Origin of the sequence: Aliikangiella marina, assembly GCF_007004765.1 — a bacterium.
GTDB lineage: Bacteria > Pseudomonadota > Gammaproteobacteria > Enterobacterales > Kangiellaceae > Aliikangiella > Aliikangiella marina.
On record NZ_VIKR01000003.1, the window covers coordinates 157202 to 174192 of the forward strand.

Sequence of the window (16991 nt, forward strand, 5' to 3'; positions counted from 1 at the left end):
TAACTAGTTGGCCCTTATGAACCCGATAAAAGATCTTTATATATTAAATCCGCGATTGACGATAAGCGATTTTTCAGCGTTGCGGTCGGAAGATAAAAAACTTTATGCATTTGACAATGGAACACTGAGTAAGCGATTTATTGTCTCATCGAGCGGGCACAATTTACTTTCATCATTTGCTTTGCCAAATAGGGTTGACACATATCCCCAAAACAAAGCATTCCTAGCTGCAGCTATTCGCAACAACATTCTATGCTTAAAAAAACAAGTAGCTAACAACGAATTTCAAATTAATAAAACTAAGCCGAGTTTTATGTTGTTCAAACTAGAGATATTAAGCCCCAGATTAGTCAACAGGTTAGCAAAAAACCTTGTGCACTTAACGCAACCAATGTCGGTTAAGCTTTGTCTGTTACTAGTTGCGACCGCCTTATGCCTAGGCTTGTTTTACTCGCCCAAATTTACCTTTATGTTTTATACGTCTATGGATATCTTGTTAGTGGCGTTTTTAACGATGTTGGCGATACTTATACACGAATTAGGACATGCGATATCCGCCTACAGATATGGTGCTAGAAGAGTATCGATCGGTATTGGCTGGTATTTTATCTTCCCAGTGGCTTATGCCGACTTGTCTGAGAGTTGGGGGTTTAGTGTGAGGCAACGAATGTTGTCGACGATTGCTGGCGTCTTTTATCAGGCGGTATTTGGTTCTCTTATTTTCATCGGCTTTTTAGTCACTGAGAATATGTGTTTTTATTCCGCATCGATTGCCATATTGATTTCAATTTTATGGAATCTCAACCCATTTTTAAGACTAGATGGTTATTGGCTTATAGTCGACTTACTTGATAATCCAAATTTGCGCAAAGAGGGTATTACGTCCGCTAAGCGATTGTTTAAGACGCCTGTTTCTGCTGAGATAAAAAAAACATCGATAATCGTATTAGTTTATGGTGTTATCTCTTTGCTGCTGTTAACCTTCTTACTTGTAAAGCTCTCGTTAGAGATATATCAAACACAAGGTTTTGGTATTTATGAAATTATTAAGCATGTGGCTACGAGCGACAACTTAGGAATAGCCGATTGGGTTTTATATTTTGGTACAAGTTTGTGGAAAGGCTTAGCATTAATTTTTCTTAGTTGGCAAGCTTATTTATATGTTCAGAAGAAATTCATTAAACAGAGAACAAGTCACTAATGCTTAAGCAAACTTAAAACTCATTATAGCGCATGGCTGCATAGTCTATGAGATGAAAAAATCAAGAACTGAGAAAGGTAGCCTTTCACCTTTTTGATGAGAGGCTAACATCAATAAACTTTTCTAAAACTATTGGCCGATCAACTGCATAGAGTAACCTGAACCTGACTCAACATCTTCTTCGATAATTAAGTACTTATCACCGCTATCAGCATCCAAAGTAATCGATTGAAAGTCGAGTAACAATTCGCTGCTATTCACTTGAACGATTAAACTTACATCATAAGTATTATTAGGCAAAGTAACCGTTCTCGGTGATGCTCTAGACGCGGTTGCTTTGTAATCGGCGGTAGCGACTGTTTCGTTACTTCTTACAAAATACACTTCAATTGCATCAAAATCATCATCTTGTACTAGATTGATAATTTTTATCTCATGATCGTAAAGGCTGACTCGATTACTATTCTCAACGATTAGACTATTCACATAAACAGTGGTTTCGTCGGGCGCATCATCGACTTCTTCCGTTTCCTCCGTTAAATAAAGGAAAACAGTTTTATCATCATTGGGATTTAAGCTGATAAAGTGATTTTCTGCAATTGGCTCAATTAAGTCGTTAGGAATAATATCCATCGAGTAATCACTTGCAGAAAAAATCATTGTATCGCTCATCGTCCCAATTGCTAGGTCCTCGATTGACTGACTCTCTTCAGTACCATCAATATTGACATCTATTACGCCTGTATACTCGGGGAGTAGTTCATGCCCTATGATGCCATTGAATAAGCGTAACTCAGTTTTAGATTCTTTGTCGGGAAAGTTACTGGTAAAGATATTAGTAATCACATCCACAGTATACTCAGAATCACTCGGACCAGTTTCTTCTCTCAATACGACTAAATACTGGTAGTTGCTGTTGAAGTCGATGGTATTTGATTCGTAAACAACTGCGTTGCTACCGGTAGCCGTGATGTATATCTTGTAGCTTTCTACATCATACCGCTGTACATCAGAGATCTGTTGATAAATGCTATTGGTAACAAGTTGCGCTTCATTGAAGGTTTCATTTTCTCGCGAGAGATAAACATCAACCCCAGTAGAGTCCTGATTCGCGTTAATGATTTGGAGAGAAAACTGGTCTTCGTCATCGTCGTCACTTAATGAGTCAATATCTCGATCAAACTCAAAGTAAACCAAATCAGGTTGAGAAAAATCACCAGATATTAACACGACATCCACTCGATCATCAGTGACTTGAATATCTCCATCAAAAATATCATTGAATTCATCCTGTGACTCCTGCCAAGATATAACCATGTCATAGTCGCCACTAGAAATATTTCTAAGCGGTGAGGCAGAACCATAGGGGATCGCATCGACGATATCTGAACCGTCACTATCGGTATAGGTTACGCGAATATTCGGTGAGTTTTTAGCAGCATTAATAAACTGTACATAACCTGTCTCATCAACATTACTTGAAGAAGAATCGCATCCTGATAGAAATGACAAACCGAATAAAGAAACAAGTAAAGTAGTGAATATTTTTAAGTGATTGACCGGATTTTGGGTCGAATTAAATCTTAGGCTTTTATCATAAATAGTAAGGCCGCTCATCAAATTGCTCCATAAATAAAATTAGCTTAACGAGCGATATAGAATTTCGTTGACAGGAAAAGTTCCGACTTTTACGGTAATTTACGTTTCTTTACATTGGCTAAAAAATTATTTTTTAGCCAATGAACTTTCCGTAACGAGGTCAGTCTGAGTAATGTTGATGCGACTGGTGACAAACTTAGGTAAACGTTATTTGATTTTAAACACGGCCTTATAACGAGGCTTTTGGTGTCTTTCAAGGTAGTAGATAAATTGTTTTTTCTCAGGGTCAAAAGTTAATTGCCAAACATTAGTTTTTGCCGCTGGAATTAATTGTGCCGTGTAGTCATCAGCAGGAAAATTTTGTGAGAGTGTATTGCCTTTGTCGTCAGCATAGCCTCCATACATTGTTATTTCGTCAGGTGTTCCATCTTTATGGCGATGATCATGCTTAAACAAAAGTCCTTTATCCGTCTTGCTAATAATCCACGTTCTTGAAGTGTCTTCACCCACCTTAAAAGGAATACGGATTTCTTCATCGGTACAGTCTTTAATATGCATTTCAAGTGCTTCACCGGCGAAGTCATGGCTAGGGTCATCGGGAAATATGGTTTCGCCGTAGTATTTTTTTCCACAGTGAGAGCTAAGGGTAGTAAAAAACTCGCTATCTTTTTGAGCGGCACAAATTTTTGCTGAAGAGACAAGCAATATAATTACGAGTAGCTTTTTCAAAATAAAGTCCAAGGTTCGAGGTGGATATCAAATGACGAGTTAATAGTTAGGATTCTCATACTAGATAAGAGTACTATATAATAGATTTAAGGGTCGAGCTAGGCTCAATATTTATTAATGATTATTTGAAGCGCTTTTGGGCTAAGAGAAGTTTGTTAGAAGACTACTTGAATGGAAGCAAGGTTGAGGGAAAAAAGGTATTAGATTTAAAATTTAGCGACTCAACTATTTCGCGAAAACTGATAGTTAAAGGTGAGGTTATTAATCAGAGCGTCAGATAAACGCCGACGCTCTGGAGCAACCTTAAATTGATTGCATGATAGGTCTGCCGAGCAGAAATAACCTACTGAGGGCAAACTTGGAGATTATCGATCCCAGCTTCAATCAGGTCTCCGCCGCCGCTAGCATCGGCTACTCTAACTCTAAACTGCAAAGTATCACCTGCGTTAGCTGTGAAACTTTCTTGAGTCCAAGCGGCATTCGACTGTACATCACCGATAGAAACTAGCGAACTATAACTTCCGCCATTTACGGAAACTTCGAGATTGAATCCATCGCCTGCGTCGTCACCCGCATCTCTTTGTCCGTGGAAATAATGCAAAGAGACATTCGAGTTGGCAGACACATTATAGATTGGTGAAGTAGTGGTACATTCACCGCCGTCTACGTCATCACGACCAGCACTTGAATTTGGTTGAGTATACAAAGCGTTACTACCATCTTGCGCTCCACCAACTTGAGTTGTTACACCGCTATTGACGACTTCTGTTGGCGAGCCTGAAATAAAGGTGCCTGTACTGCAAGAGCCCCCAGTAGTCCAACCTCCCATACCAGATTCAAAGCTTTCTTCAACATCACAGCTTGATGGCGGAGGTGTTGATCCTTCTGTGTAATTACCCACGAGACTAACGCCACTGAATGAAGAGTAACCATTAATCATCACATAATATGTGCCGGTTTGTGGGCTAGCAAAATCACAAGTTTCGTTATTACCATTTCTCCATGGTCGGCAGTCATAACTACTGGTTGTCGGTGCAGAACCAAACTTGACATAAAGGTCGGCATCTCCGCTACCACCTGAAGTTTGAAAGCTCAAATTAGAGGCGCCAGTTGGAATATCCATGGTGTAATTTAATTGAGTGCCTTGGCTGCCAGACAGATTATTTACCGCGACACCATTTTCAAGTTCGTTGCCTCCAGGCGGTGGTGGTGGAGGTGTGGTGCCACCTTTAAATCCAGCCATTGTTGCTGCCGTTAAATTAAGCACTCTCGCGTTATCGTGGCGCGTTGTAGTTCCCATAGCCGCACCATTGCGAGTTTTATTTGGATTCGACCACCAGTTAATTCGAGTACAGCTTGGCGAACAGTTATAAGCCATAACGGTTCTCCATCCACCACTTGAATAACGATAGCCGTGACCAAATGCGTAAGGCGTATTGGTTGGATCGGCTTCTGGATTATGGCGAGCTGACTGTAAATGACCCACTTCATGCGCGAAAGAGTAGTAGCCGGTTGCACAACCGTGATAAACCGCCGCAAAAGCTGTTGCAGAAGTTGCCCCAATCGCCGAAGCTAAACCACAGTAATCGGTAACATTGGTTATCAAAATTGCAATGTCGGCACCATACTGGTCTCGCTTACCGTGTACTTCATCCATAACACCATCGCTTGTATTGCGGAAATAAGAGAGATCAGTATTAAAGTTACTTTCATTATAATTAACCTGATAGGTATGAACTAAAGTCATGGTTGCATCAACTGCGGAATTGTCATATCCCGTATTGGTCTCTGCAACCGCCAACTCGATTAATCCCTGCATATCAGAAACTGCATTGTTAGCTGCGGCAGTATAAGCCACCAGTACTTTTATATCAGGAGCATTTGCTGATGCCAGTGGTGCGATCAAATCGCTACTTAATAAGTTGTTAATGGCCGCTGACTGATTCGCATTTTGCTCTAAGATCTGCATTTCAGCAGGTGGATGATCATCGGGCATAAGCGCCTCGTTCATCTCGATAATTTCATGAACGCCATTTTTGACGGGTCTAATTTTATACAATTTACCATCGACTCTTACTGAACCAGTGATACCAGTCTCGCGTTTGATTAAGATCGTTTCGTTTTGTCTTTGATTAACTAAAGACATCGTCGATTGACTATCTTTTGCCCGTCGTAAACCTTTCCAAACCAAACTGCCTTGAGCGTTGGTACTCGCAGAAGACTTATCCAAAGTTAAGTTAATTTTATCATTAAGTTTTAGCGTAATTGCTTGCGTATCTAATGCCAACACGCCCTGGTTGAGTTGCATTTTCCGCATCGTAACTTCACCAGGCTTTTGGCTATTTAATGGCATGGGTTGGGTTTGCATTAAACTATTTTTTGATGGGTCGATGCCTTTAAATAAAGGCTCTGCTGCGTTGACTGAAAATACAGTCGTACACGCGAGCAGCGCGGTCGCAACACCGAGTTTTTTGAGTTTCATTGCTGTTCTCCTTAAGACTTATTGTTATTAATTGAATATTGAGAAATTTCAATTGATGTTGTTATGTAGGTTTTTTATTGCAGGGTGGGTCCTAAATCACCACTGCAAATCCATTATTGACAAGGGAATGAACAGTGGCTGTATAAAATTCACGCAAAAAATGTGAATTTTCCACTAGCAACAAGCTGGGTATCGCTAATACAAATATGATTGATTATTTTACGCCGTAAAATTAAAAAATGATTTGGTTAATGAGATGTTGGCGTTTTGGCAAAGGGAATAGCAGGTAAAACAATAGATTAAAAGAAAATGAAACTGCTCCAAGCAACTGTTCACTTGGAGCCTATCGTTTTTGACGAGTTTGAAGCATCTACTTATTGACAACGCGCTACGAGACTTTGGAAATGAAACTCCAAACCTTCTGCTTTAGCTAAGTGTTTCGCAGCTTCAGAAAGTGTTTCTCGGCCTTGTTTATTGACCTGTTGAATCGTCTGTATTTTCACAAAAGTATTAACGCTAAGCCCACCTGTTTGTTTCGCATAACCTAACGTCGGCAGAGTGTGATTTGGACCACTGATATAATCGCCCAATGCGACAGCACTATTCGCTCCAATAAATAACGAACCATAATTATTCAGCTCATCTGCCTTAACCGCATTGTGGCATAGCATGAGATGTTCGGGCGCGTAGTCTTCACTGAAAGCAATCATATCTGCTTTGTTATTTGCATAGACAAGAGCAACTTGCTCATTTTTAATCAGCTCGCGAGTGTCCTTATTTTTTTCCAAATAACTGAGCATCTCAGTTAACCAACTTTGACTATCACTGACGATTAATGAACAGGCATTGGGGTCGTGCTCAGCTTGCGCAAGCGCGTCTAAAGCGAGCCAATCAATAGGCTGCTGATCATCACAAATAGCCATCAGCTCACTCGGGCCAGCAAGACCATCAATTTTAACTTTACTTTGAACTTGACGCTTGGCTTCGTTCACCCAAGCATTACCTGGGCCGACGATTAAATCAACAGGCTCAATAGATTGATACCCGTTGGTTAACGCGCCAACTGCTTGTACGCCGCCAAGTTTTACGAATTGGGTAGCGCCAGCTAAAGAAGCAGCAGCAAGGATCGCCGGGTGATCGGAGGGTGAACAAGCAACACGAGATGAACAACCTACAACCCTTGCTGGAATCAATGTCATGAGTGCAGTTGATATTAGTGGGAAACGACCTCCCGGGATATAGGCGCCGACTTTTTCAATCGGCTTAACCGCTTGCCCAAAAAAACCGTAGTCATCTTCAAACTGTCGACTGGTTAAACTCTCAAACTGAAACTCCGCGAATCGACGAATCCGCTTTGCAGCTAATTGAATAGCATTTGATAACTCAGCATCTAACTGATATTCGTCAAATGATTTTAGTTCAATAAACTCCGGTTTTTGACCATCGAATTTCTCAGCATAACGCTCGATTGCTGTATCGCCTTCATCGGCGATATCATTGAGTATAGTGGCGACTGAATCAATAAGCGTTGAATCGTCTGCAAAGCGAGGTCTTTGCCAATTCTGGGCTTTAGTTATCATTAAAGCGACTCCTCAGTTCATCATTGATAGCTTTGATATCAACGCCTTTAGCCAGGGCATCAGTCAGCGCAAAGAAGATTAAATCAGCCGCTTCCCAGCGAACCTCATCATAGTCTTGGGCTTCGATCAACTCTTCAGCTTCCTCGCGAATTTTTTCAGCTCGCAACTCGGCTGATTGAAAAAGTTTTGCCGAGTAAGAAGCTTCAGAAGACTCCGTTTTTCGCTTGGTAAGTAAACTGGTTAAGCGGTTAAGATCAAATCCTTTAACTTGCGAAGCAAAACAACTATAACGATCAAAATGGCAAGCGTTGCCCAATTGCTTTACGCGAAACAAAATGGTATCACCATCACAATCGACATCAGCGCTGATCAATTCTTGCTGATTACCGCTGGTCAGTCCCTTTTCCCACAATTCTTTACGACTTCGACTCCAATAGGTCCCTTTACGGGTCGTTAACGCTTTGGTTAAAGAGTCTGCGTTAGAATAAGCCATCATAAGCACTTTGTTTGTATCGACGTCTTGGACAATAGTTGGAACCAATGGCGCTTTTACGAAATCGACTTGAGTCAAGAAACAGTCGACCAATTTAAGCTTACCGGTATAAATTGACATGCCGATCTGACCGTTGGCACCTAGCTTAGTAAACCAATCGATATCATCTAAAGTTGTAATACCACCGGCAACTGTTACTGGCACTGGTGAGGTTTTGACGACTTGTTCAATTCGCTCTCGGTCTAGTCCTTGTAATAATCCTTCTTTTTCGACTTGTGTATACAAAAACTCGCTACAGTTTTGTGCGAGTTCCGGAATTAAGTCGAGAACTTTTTCACCTTCAGTATTTTTCCAACCTTGAGTCGACCAGTAATCGCCTTTCGCATCGATCGCGAAGATGAGAGATTCTTTGGAGATATTTTTTACCCAATCTTGACGACAGTTTGTGCCGATAATAATTTTAGTTGCTCCCGCCTTGATATATTCTTTGGCGGTATCTAAATCACGAATCCCTCCGCCAACTCGGCAAGGTCTGACATTAAGCAACTGCTTGATTAAATCTTTATTGTTGCCATGGCCGAGCGCAGCATCTAAATCGATGATGGCGACTTCGCCGTAAATTGAAAATTCTTCGAGTAATTCAAAGACGTCATCACGTTCGAGAACTTTATTTTTACCCTGTTTTAGTTGAACAGCCTTGCCATTCATTAAATCAATTGATGGAATTAACATATTGTTTCCTACGAATTAAATTTTTATTCCCTAATCAAGGGGCAATCAAATATTTTGGTTTGAAGTTAATCACTAGCGCACTTTCAAACCCTTGTTGCTTAGATATTGTTTTACCTGGCCAACAGTATATTCGCCAGAATGGAACATCCCTGCGGCCAAGCAAGCATCTGCACCATTTTTGAATGCATCGTAAAAATGCTGCTCGTTCTTTGCGCCACCAGAAGCGATTACTTGGACAGGGACTTGCTCACTGACTTGATTCGTGAGCTGAGTATCAAAGCCAGAACCTGTGCCATCTTTATGCATAGCGGTTAAAAGAATTTCTCCTGCGCCTCGCTCTGCAACTTCTTTAGTCCAACTAAAAAACTGATTTTCAACTCTATCTCTGCCACCGTTAATGTAAACACCGAGATCATCGCCTTGTTTATCAACATCAATTGCGACGACAACACATTGGCTACCATAAGCGACAGCCGTCTGATTAATGATTTCCGGTTTTAATATTGCTGTGGTATTGAGCGCAACTTTGTCTGCGCCGGCATCAAGAAATGCCTTAACGTCATCAAGTTTTTTTAAACCGCCACCAACAGTAAAAGGGATCGACAAATTCTTAGCAATATCGGTAACTAGTTTTAGTGCGGTTGGGCGTCTTTCATTACTGGCAGAAATATCGAGAAAAACTAACTCATCAGCCCCTTGGGCTTCATAAGCAAGTGCAAGCTCGATTGGATCACCCATATCACGTAGCTGTTTGAAGTTGGTACCTTTTACAACCCGACCTTTATCCACATCAAGACAAACAATGATACGAGGCATTAAATCATTTTTCGGATCATTAAACTGCATCGTCGGTAACTCCTTCCTTCAGCGACTGATTCAAAGCCATTGCAATAATCTCACTACCTTGTTGACTAGATTTCTCTGGGTGAAACTGAACACCAATAAAGTTGCCATTTTTAACAGCTGCGCAAAATTGCTCGCCGTAAGTTGTATTTGCAATTGAATATTCCGACGCCTTAACAGCATAACTATTGACAAAATAAACTTTAGCATTGGGCCATACATTGCTCGTCAGATTAGCCCATCCAACCATTGGCTTTTTTGGAAAGTCGAGCGCCTGAGCTTGCCCTTTGAACCAAGCTAACCCGGCAATGCCCGGATCTTCATCACTGGCTTCAAAAAAGATTTGCATACCAACGCAAATACCAAAAATGGGCAGGTTGGTTTTACGTGCGTCGTTGAGATACTCATCCCAACCATTAGCAATGATATTTTTCATCACGGTACCAAAGCGACCCTGTCCTGGGATGACAATTGCATCGTATTGCTCGTTCGAAGGGGTCTCTTCAATGGTTGAGAGAAATCCCAAGCGCTCTATAGCTGCCTGCAAACTAAAAAGGTTACCGGCTTTAGTGTCAATAATGAGTACTTTCTTCATAACTAGCCTACAGCATTCCCTTAGTTGTATTTTCTCCACTCGCTGGCGATAAAGCTTCACGCAGCGCATAGGCTACAGCTTTAAAGCATCCTTCAGCTAAGTGATGGTTGTTGCGGAAGTACATCGGTTTAATGTGCAAAGTGATTGCCGCATTAGTCGCTAAGGTATTAAAAAAATGTTCGAACATTTCGGTACTGATTGAGCCAAGATTTTCTCGAGTAAATGTTAGCTCGCCGACGTAGATTCCTCGGCCAGATAAATCCACCGCACACATGATTAATGCTTCGTCCATTGGCAGCAGTCTTTGTCCGTAGCGTTGCATCGAGGCTAAGGCTCGCCAGCTTTGCTGAAGGGCGTCACCCAAGCAAATTGCGATATCTTCTACCGTGTGATGGTCATCCACATCAGTATCGCCATTGACTTCAATAGATAAATCCCATCGACCATGAGAGGCAAGTTGCTCTAACATATGATCGAGAAATCGAATACCTGTATTAATGCTGATTTTTTGTGAACCTTGAATATTGAGAGCTAATTTAATATCGGTCTCTTTAGTTTGGCGATTCACGACTATTGTTTTTATTACCGAATCGGACATAACCAATCCTCCAGTTCATTGATATTATTGAGTACAACATCGGCACCGGCTTGATAAAGTGTTGCGGCGTTTTGACTGCCAATACCGATGGCGAGTGAATTCGAGGCGTTGGCGGCTTGCATATCGTCGGGATTGTCGCCGCACATCCAGCTGAAATTTGAGTATTTGCTTTGTAATTTTTCTATTCCTTCTGGGGAGGGTTTTGCTTCTGTAACATCATCAAGACTAACAATATCGACATCTTCAAATCCGACTAATTTCGTCCCTGCATTCGCTTCAAATCTGGGGCGGCCAGTCACAATTGCAAAACGGGTTTCAGATTTGCGGTTAATTTGACTGACTAATTGAGCATCAATCATTGGCGTTTCATTAGCAACCAGTCCATCATTGTTTTCACCTAAATAGATTTTCTGGAATGCGTCGGTTACCGCGTCTAAAGTAAAGTCAAAACCCCGATCGCTTAATAATTTTTGAGTAACAATCCAGTCATTATTGTAGCCCCCTGCATTTTTGAGCGACTCGATGTCTTCACTGGTAACCTTAATGTCGGATAGCAATGCAACGGTCGCAATTATTGTTGCTTCGTAGCTACCAGAAGTATCAACTAAAACACCGTCCATATCGAGACAAATAAGCTTTGGCGCAAGCGCTTGGTTTAATAAGCTCTGTAACCTTTCAAGCTCATACGGAATGGTAATACGCAAACAATTCTGCATAAGTTCATCAGTGAACGATCGGACTAAAACGCCATTTTTTGCGAGAAAAGATTTTGTCGCGAGAGCTTGTTGAGCTGGTAAACGTATTGCGACAAAGTTCGCTTCACTGGGCAATACTTCGATACCGAGATCATTGAGCCAGCGAGATAGCGTATCGCGGTTTTGTTGAATCGTCTTACAATATTGTTTAACTTCTTCTCGGTTCGACTCTGCCAACGCGGTTTCTGCAACAGTCAAACTAGGCTGAGGTACATTGAAAGGCATGCAACGATCGACAAAACCTTTGATCAAGTTTTCGCTCCCAAGTAAATATCCAAGACGAATACCTGCCAGTCCAAAAGCTTTGGAGAATGTTCTTAAGATAACCAAATTATTGTATCGATTAAGGAGCTCGATTGATTCACTGGGTTTATCAAAAAAGCCGCTGCTAAACTCGATATAAGCTTCATCTAAGAATACCCAGCCACCACTTTCTTTTGCGGTTTTTAGAATCGTTTCAACATTGGCTAAACTGATCATTTCTCCTGTCGGGTTATTGGGGCGAGTGATGATGGTGATTGATGATGAATTTTGTTTAATGGCTTCAAGGGTTGCATTGATGTCAATTGATAAGTCGTCTTGGGGTGCAATCAATTGCGAATCGAGCTGCCAACTCTCAACTCCCCATGTGTACTGCGAGAAAGCAGGTAATGGTAAGATTAATTTTCCGGTTTCTTTTATCAAGCGCATCAAAATCATGATGCCCTCATCGCCGCCATTAGTGCATAAAACTTGATTTGCTTGCAAGCCGTTAAGATCTGCAAGCTGTTTTTCAAGTTTGCTACGGTCGGGATAGAGCCATAAGTCTCTGCCGTAAATATCATTATTGGCTAATGGACTCGTGGCATCACTGCGTTCATTAAAATCCAACTTAAGCGTTTTAGTCATGAGGTCTTGTCCTTTAATTAAAGCGCTTTGCGGATTGGTGTTTCCAGAATATCTGTCGCACCAGCTTCGATTAATTTAGGAATCAAGTTTCGAATTTCACTTTTTTGAATGGCCGCTTTTACCGCAAATCCTTTATCTTGGTAGAGCGGAGAAACTGTTGGGTAGCGCATCGCAGGCAGTAAGTCGACAATGGAGTTAATTTGATCGGTACCACAATTCATTTCTAGTAACACGCGATCTCGACCATTCATAACCGCTTGCATTAAGGTTAATAAGTCCTCGATTTCTTGACGTTTTTTGGGATCTTCAAGAGCTTTAGCGTTAGCGACAAATTGAGTTGAGCTTTCCATCACCACATCGACAATTTTTAAGCGGTTTGCACGAATCGTGGTACCGGTTGATGTGTTATCGATAATCATGTCGGCATCTTCAGGTGGGAAAACTTCAGTCGCACCATATGAGCGAAGTAGTTGATAATCGATGCCGAGATTATTCAGGTAATCGGTTGCAACATTCTTATATTCCGAAGCAACTATCAGCTTGCGAGACTTCATTTCATTAAAGTCCCAGGTTTCTGGAATACACGTGACAATCTTAACCGGGTCAAAGCCAAGATCTTTAAGGACGACGACTTCGCTACGACGTTCTTTTATCCAGTCAAGCCCAGCAAATCCAATGTCGTGTTGACCGATTTCTACCAATGAAGGGATATTTTGGCTTTTGAGGAGTTTAACTTCCAGGTCGAAACCATAGACCTTGGGACGGTAGTTACGCTCGTCGCCGATTAAATCAATGCCACAATCTGATAAAAGCTTGAGGACTTTGGTGTTAATTCGGCCTTTAGGAAGTACAAGTTTTAAAGTCATTGTTTTAGTCTCAGTTAAGTTTAAATGTTAATACGTAAATCGGTTCAGTCTAGTTTCACCGTTTTTTAACACCTTAACCGTAGACATAAAAAAAGCCCCGGTTACGGTGTAAACGGGGCTTTCGAAATCTTTTGTATTTAGTTACGCATACGCAAAAGCACCGTCATCAGAAATGATGATGGTGATGATGGAATTGTGCAGTGACTAAATTTATCGTGTCCATGGGTGCGATAATTTCAGATGCGGCAAAATTAGGCAAATAACCATTGGTTATATACACTGTTTTAAGGTTGATTAGCTTGCGACTTGTTAGATAAAAGTTAGATGCCTGTTAATAGGCCAACGCTTTGCAATGATGGACACATTTTATTATCTAGAATAAGATATAGGTTTAAGCGGTATCTTGCTGAATATTAAGTAAATATTGCTGATTTCTTTTGCTGGCTTTTACGATGGTGATTTTGCCCGTAGCCATGTTGGAGTCGTTTTTGGCAGGGGGCAGTCATCGAATATCGTATGGTAATGCAAGTTAAGTGAGATTTAGGAAGAGACTTTGCGCGACGCATATTTTAAAGGGTTTACGCTGATTGAGCTGATAGTGGTGATTGCTATTTTGGGCATTATTGCGACATTTGCTGTGACTCGTTTTGTCGATCTTAAGTCTTCCGCCAGAGTTTCTGTGATCAACAGTATTGCAGGAACCATGAAAACCACCGCAACAATTGTCAGGGCTAAAGCATTGACGCAAGGACTCTCCCCGGTTGGCGCTAACCCCGGAGCCGGTCAAGCCAATTATGTAGTCACAACCAACATTGGTAGCGCTGAGGTCGATTGGCGTAACCTTTGCCCTGAAAGTGTTGCAGAGCTAGCCGACCGCTTGATTATGCTCGACTATGTCGATTTGAGTGTATCGGCAGGACTAACCAGTCAACAAAATAATCGGTATACGTTAGTTGGTTACGATATACCTGGGTTTTCCGCACCGACCAATCAGGGGTGTTACGTGATATACGATTCGTTTGGTAACCCCAATTGCACCGTTACTCCGGTGACGGTTGACTGCTAAAGCTCAAATTCTATCCGCGGCACGCTTTTCGGGTCTTTATCAAATTGTGGCTGACACAACAGCAGTCTGGCTGATTCAACCCCGCCTTGTTCGACCATCCATCGTTTAAATGCCTGCGCTCTTTCTTCACTAATCTGATTAAGTTGATTCGTTTGAGTTGGGTCGGCAAGGTTAATGGTAACCCCTGGCATATCATTGACACTGGCAATGCTGCAAACTTTGAGTTGTGATTCCGGTTGGTCTTTCATGAGTTGAACAAGCTGGTTCATATAGTCCATTTGCTCAGGCAGCAATACCAATTGATTCGGTTGATAATTCAAAGGTTCTATACTGACTTTGAGCATGTAATCACCGGCAGCCATCACTACGGATAGGACGTTGGCATAAGGGATAAAAGTTTCCATGAGATAAGATTGCGCCGCCGCCATTATCGCTTTTTTGCTGACCAACGCGATAAAGTTACTGACCCCAAAATTGGGGTCGCTAACATTGCCAGAAAGCGGTACTTCTAACTCAACATTACCGTTGTCATCTTTAAGCATTCCCAATGCGCTATTGAGTGGCATTGCTCCGGTGGTGCTCTGTTGGTTGTCTGATTCTGCGGATTGCTCATCGGCACTAGAGAGTTCGATTCCACGCAACTTTAACAGTGTTTTACCTTTTATCTCATCATCGACGACGCTTAAATCGATCTCAGTATCAAATTGGCCGCTGAGCATTTCAAAGCCCATCGCTCCTTTTAGATAGGGGGAAACCTTAGGGAGGGAAAACTCTTTCACTTCGCCTTTCAAGCTTAAATTAAGTTTTTCACTAAATGGTAATAGGTTGCCATTAAAGCGAGTTTCAGCAAACTCATCGGTTTTTACAAGAATGTCGAAGTTAGTAATCGCAGTAAAATCTTGGGTATTAATATTTTCGAGTGTCACTTTTTTTAATTCGAGCGCTTGGGTAAAGTTAGGCAGAACACTCTGATCGGCAAATGAGAGCCGACTGTTTTCATTAATTTTAAAGTGGTTGAGCTGTACGGCGTAAGCGTTACTCTTCGGTTCTCCTGCTGCGGGTTCATTTAAAGTTTCATCATCTTCTTGTGGATTGGCGGGTTTATCAGACGCTTGCTGCTCTTCTTCGGCAGGCCCGCTTCTCTCAGGGAGTACTAAGTTCGCTAGCTGTTTATTTTTGTCGAGGACGACTTCAGCGGTTAACTCGTCAAAAACGATAGCATTGACGACAAGCTGGTTTTCAGAAACTTCGATGCCGCTTATGTTAAGTGAAGCAAATTTCGCCAAACTCGGAAGTGCTTGGCTGTTTTCACGGGGAGCAAATTGAGAAATAGTAGCATTCGAAATAATCAAGTCAGCTAGATTGGCTTTTATCTCTTGCTCGTTATTGAATCGAAAGTTCCCATTGTTGAGGGCAATTTTTTCAATTTCAGTAATTTTATCCGGACTGTTTGCTGGAGCAACGGCTAACTGTTCCAGCTGAGTATTCAATGATGTAGACTCGATTGTCAGGTTGGAGTCGACCATATTGATGGTAGCGTTTTTGATAGATTGAGTGAGTTTTTGCAAACTCATTTGTACGTTGTTTGAGTCACCCACCAAACTATCTAATTGTAGATTAAGATCTTCTAAGGCAATTGAGGTATGTGACTTATCCATCACCAGTCTGTTTCTCAATGATACCGATAATTCTCCCGAAGAAATTGTTGAACGGTTGTCAGCAAGGTAAGCATATTTCGATAAGTCGAGGCTCTCTATCGAAAACTGGCTCTCTATTTCACGTGAATCTTTGCTCAATTTGAGGAGACTTGTGAGGTTCAGTGGTGAACCGTCGATTGCAGCTTCAAGGTCAATTTCGGCTTGCTGTAAATCTTCAGATACCAAGATGTTACTAATAACGAGCTGATTCACAGAAAAACGATGTGGCTTTCCATGATAGGTAAGATTGAAATCGAACGCGTCTAAATTGACCGCTTGGCTTTTTATATTCCAGCTGTTTTTCTCGGGGGCTTGAGCCGTCGGGGGGGCATTGTCTGGTTTGGGCGACTCAGCTTGGTGGCCGGTTCGGGGTGGTTCGGACGAAGAATCTACCAAGGTGACCCCAGCAATTTTGATGTGCTGTTCATTAATTGATGTTTCGACTGAAACTTGTGCTAATAAAAACTGTTGAATCTCGATTTGGTTAGAAAATAAGGCAAAACCATCAACATCGATTTCAGCATGACCAATTGAGGCGACAACTTCTCTCTCTGTTGCAGTTAAAACTTGTAGTTCCCAAATAGAGAGTTTTAATAGAAACGGATTGAGACGAATCGAGGTATCGTCGCTTAATTGGACATTTAGCGGTGCTAAGTTTTTATTGATTTGCCATCTAGCCAGTGGTGGACTAAAAATCCAAATAAACAGGTAGACTAAAAACAACAAACTAAATAGCCAGCTAATGATTGTTTTAAGCACTTTGGCGAGAGGTTTCTTAGGACTTCCTTGACTCATAATTTTTATCTGTAAACTGCGAAACTGCTGATAAATCCCTAAACTGTGGGAATGTAGTCTACATAAATCATA

The 16991-nt window shown here is 41.5% G+C and carries 13 protein-coding genes; 2 read left to right on the forward strand and 11 right to left on the reverse strand.

The window, feature by feature from the left end:
• Positions 1 to 514 precede the first annotated feature (514 nt).
• On the forward strand, positions 515 to 1201 hold the full coding sequence (locus FLL45_RS12605; RefSeq protein WP_142942414.1) for a zinc metalloprotease: 687 nt from the start codon (positions 515 to 517) through the stop codon (positions 1199 to 1201).
• 129 nt (positions 1202 to 1330) lie between these two features.
• On the opposite strand, the gene FLL45_RS12610 is transcribed toward FLL45_RS12605, so the two are convergent.
• The 10 genes from FLL45_RS12610 to hisG form a co-directional block, all read right to left on the reverse strand.
• Complete coding sequence (locus tag FLL45_RS12610; RefSeq protein WP_142942415.1) at positions 1331 to 2818, reverse strand: DUF4397 domain-containing protein; 1488 nt, start codon at positions 2816 to 2818, stop codon at positions 1331 to 1333.
• 189 nt (positions 2819 to 3007) lie between these two features.
• Positions 3008 to 3529 carry a hypothetical protein gene (locus tag FLL45_RS12615; RefSeq protein ID WP_142942416.1) on the reverse strand — a complete coding sequence of 174 codons (522 nt, stop codon included), beginning with the start codon at positions 3527 to 3529 and terminating at the stop codon, positions 3008 to 3010.
• Positions 3530 to 3872: 343 nt separating this feature from the next.
• The gene (locus FLL45_RS23110) at positions 3873 to 6011 is read right to left on the reverse strand and encodes a pre-peptidase C-terminal domain-containing protein (RefSeq protein ID WP_185964443.1); all 2139 of its coding nucleotides are present in this window, start codon (positions 6009 to 6011) and stop codon (positions 3873 to 3875) included.
• A 374-nt stretch (positions 6012 to 6385) separates the two neighbouring features.
• Positions 6386 to 7591 carry a histidinol dehydrogenase gene (gene hisD / locus FLL45_RS12625; RefSeq protein ID WP_142942417.1) on the reverse strand — a complete coding sequence of 402 codons (1206 nt, stop codon included), beginning with the start codon at positions 7589 to 7591 and terminating at the stop codon, positions 6386 to 6388.
• Entirely contained in the window at positions 7581 to 8816 is a 1236-nt protein-coding gene (gene hisI, locus FLL45_RS12630; RefSeq protein WP_142942418.1) for a phosphoribosyl-AMP cyclohydrolase, read from the reverse strand. Before hisI ends, hisD begins: the two co-directional genes overlap by 11 nt.
• A gap of 72 nt (positions 8817 to 8888) precedes the next feature.
• Positions 8889 to 9662, reverse strand: coding sequence for an imidazole glycerol phosphate synthase subunit HisF (hisF, locus tag FLL45_RS12635; protein ID WP_246075826.1), 774 nt, complete (start codon positions 9660 to 9662; stop codon positions 8889 to 8891).
• Positions 9652 to 10254: an imidazole glycerol phosphate synthase subunit HisH gene (gene hisH / locus FLL45_RS12640; protein ID WP_142942419.1), complete on the reverse strand. Its 603-nt coding sequence runs from the start codon at positions 10252 to 10254 to the stop codon at positions 9652 to 9654. The genes hisF and hisH overlap by 11 nt, the downstream gene beginning before the upstream one ends.
• A 7-nt stretch (positions 10255 to 10261) precedes the next feature.
• Positions 10262 to 10852 (reverse strand): imidazoleglycerol-phosphate dehydratase HisB, encoded by a 591-nt coding sequence (hisB, locus tag FLL45_RS12645; protein ID WP_142942420.1) that lies wholly within the window; start codon positions 10850 to 10852, stop codon positions 10262 to 10264.
• Positions 10837 to 12495, reverse strand: coding sequence for an aminotransferase class I/II-fold pyridoxal phosphate-dependent enzyme (locus FLL45_RS12650; protein WP_142942421.1), 1659 nt, complete (start codon positions 12493 to 12495; stop codon positions 10837 to 10839). Before FLL45_RS12650 ends, hisB begins: the two co-directional genes overlap by 16 nt.
• Before the next feature lie 17 nt (positions 12496 to 12512).
• The gene (gene hisG, locus FLL45_RS12655) at positions 12513 to 13361 is read right to left on the reverse strand and encodes an ATP phosphoribosyltransferase (RefSeq protein WP_142942422.1); all 849 of its coding nucleotides are present in this window, start codon (positions 13359 to 13361) and stop codon (positions 12513 to 12515) included.
• Positions 13362 to 13914: 553 nt separating this feature from the next.
• Between hisG and FLL45_RS23115 the strand changes: the two genes are divergently transcribed.
• Positions 13915 to 14427: a pilus assembly FimT family protein gene (locus tag FLL45_RS23115; RefSeq protein ID WP_142942423.1), complete on the forward strand. Its 513-nt coding sequence runs from the start codon at positions 13915 to 13917 to the stop codon at positions 14425 to 14427.
• On the opposite strand, the gene FLL45_RS12665 is transcribed toward FLL45_RS23115, so the two are convergent.
• Positions 14424 to 16919, reverse strand: coding sequence for a DUF748 domain-containing protein (locus FLL45_RS12665; RefSeq protein WP_142942424.1), 2496 nt, complete (start codon positions 16917 to 16919; stop codon positions 14424 to 14426). The genes FLL45_RS23115 and FLL45_RS12665 overlap by 4 nt on opposite strands.
• Between the last annotated feature and the right edge of the window lie 72 nt (positions 16920 to 16991).

What these genes read in the sequence shown, in the direction of transcription:
- FLL45_RS23110 (WP_185964443.1), bottom strand. Translation starts at nt 6,011, where the DNA reads ATGAAACTCAAAAAACTCGGTGTTGCGACCGCGCTGCTCGCGTGTACG.
- FLL45_RS12650 (WP_142942421.1), bottom strand. Translation starts at nt 12,495, where the DNA reads ATGACTAAAACGCTTAAGTTGGATTTTAATGAACGCAGTGATGCCACG.
- hisI (WP_142942418.1), bottom strand. Translation starts at nt 8,816, where the DNA reads ATGTTAATTCCATCAATTGATTTAATGAATGGCAAGGCTGTTCAACTA.
- hisG (WP_142942422.1), bottom strand. Translation starts at nt 13,361, where the DNA reads ATGACTTTAAAACTTGTACTTCCTAAAGGCCGAATTAACACCAAAGTC.
- FLL45_RS12665 (WP_142942424.1), bottom strand. Translation starts at nt 16,919, where the DNA reads ATGAGTCAAGGAAGTCCTAAGAAACCTCTCGCCAAAGTGCTTAAAACA.
- hisF (WP_246075826.1), bottom strand. Translation starts at nt 9,662, where the DNA reads ATGCAGTTTAATGATCCGAAAAATGATTTAATGCCTCGTATCATTGTT.
- hisB (WP_142942420.1), bottom strand. Translation starts at nt 10,852, where the DNA reads ATGTCCGATTCGGTAATAAAAACAATAGTCGTGAATCGCCAAACTAAA.
- hisH (WP_142942419.1), bottom strand. Translation starts at nt 10,254, where the DNA reads ATGAAGAAAGTACTCATTATTGACACTAAAGCCGGTAACCTTTTTAGT.
- hisD (WP_142942417.1), bottom strand. Translation starts at nt 7,591, where the DNA reads ATGATAACTAAAGCCCAGAATTGGCAAAGACCTCGCTTTGCAGACGAT.
- FLL45_RS12610 (WP_142942415.1), bottom strand. Translation starts at nt 2,818, where the DNA reads ATGAGCGGCCTTACTATTTATGATAAAAGCCTAAGATTTAATTCGACC.
- FLL45_RS12605 (WP_142942414.1), top strand. Translation starts at nt 515, where the DNA reads ATGTTGGCGATACTTATACACGAATTAGGACATGCGATATCCGCCTAC.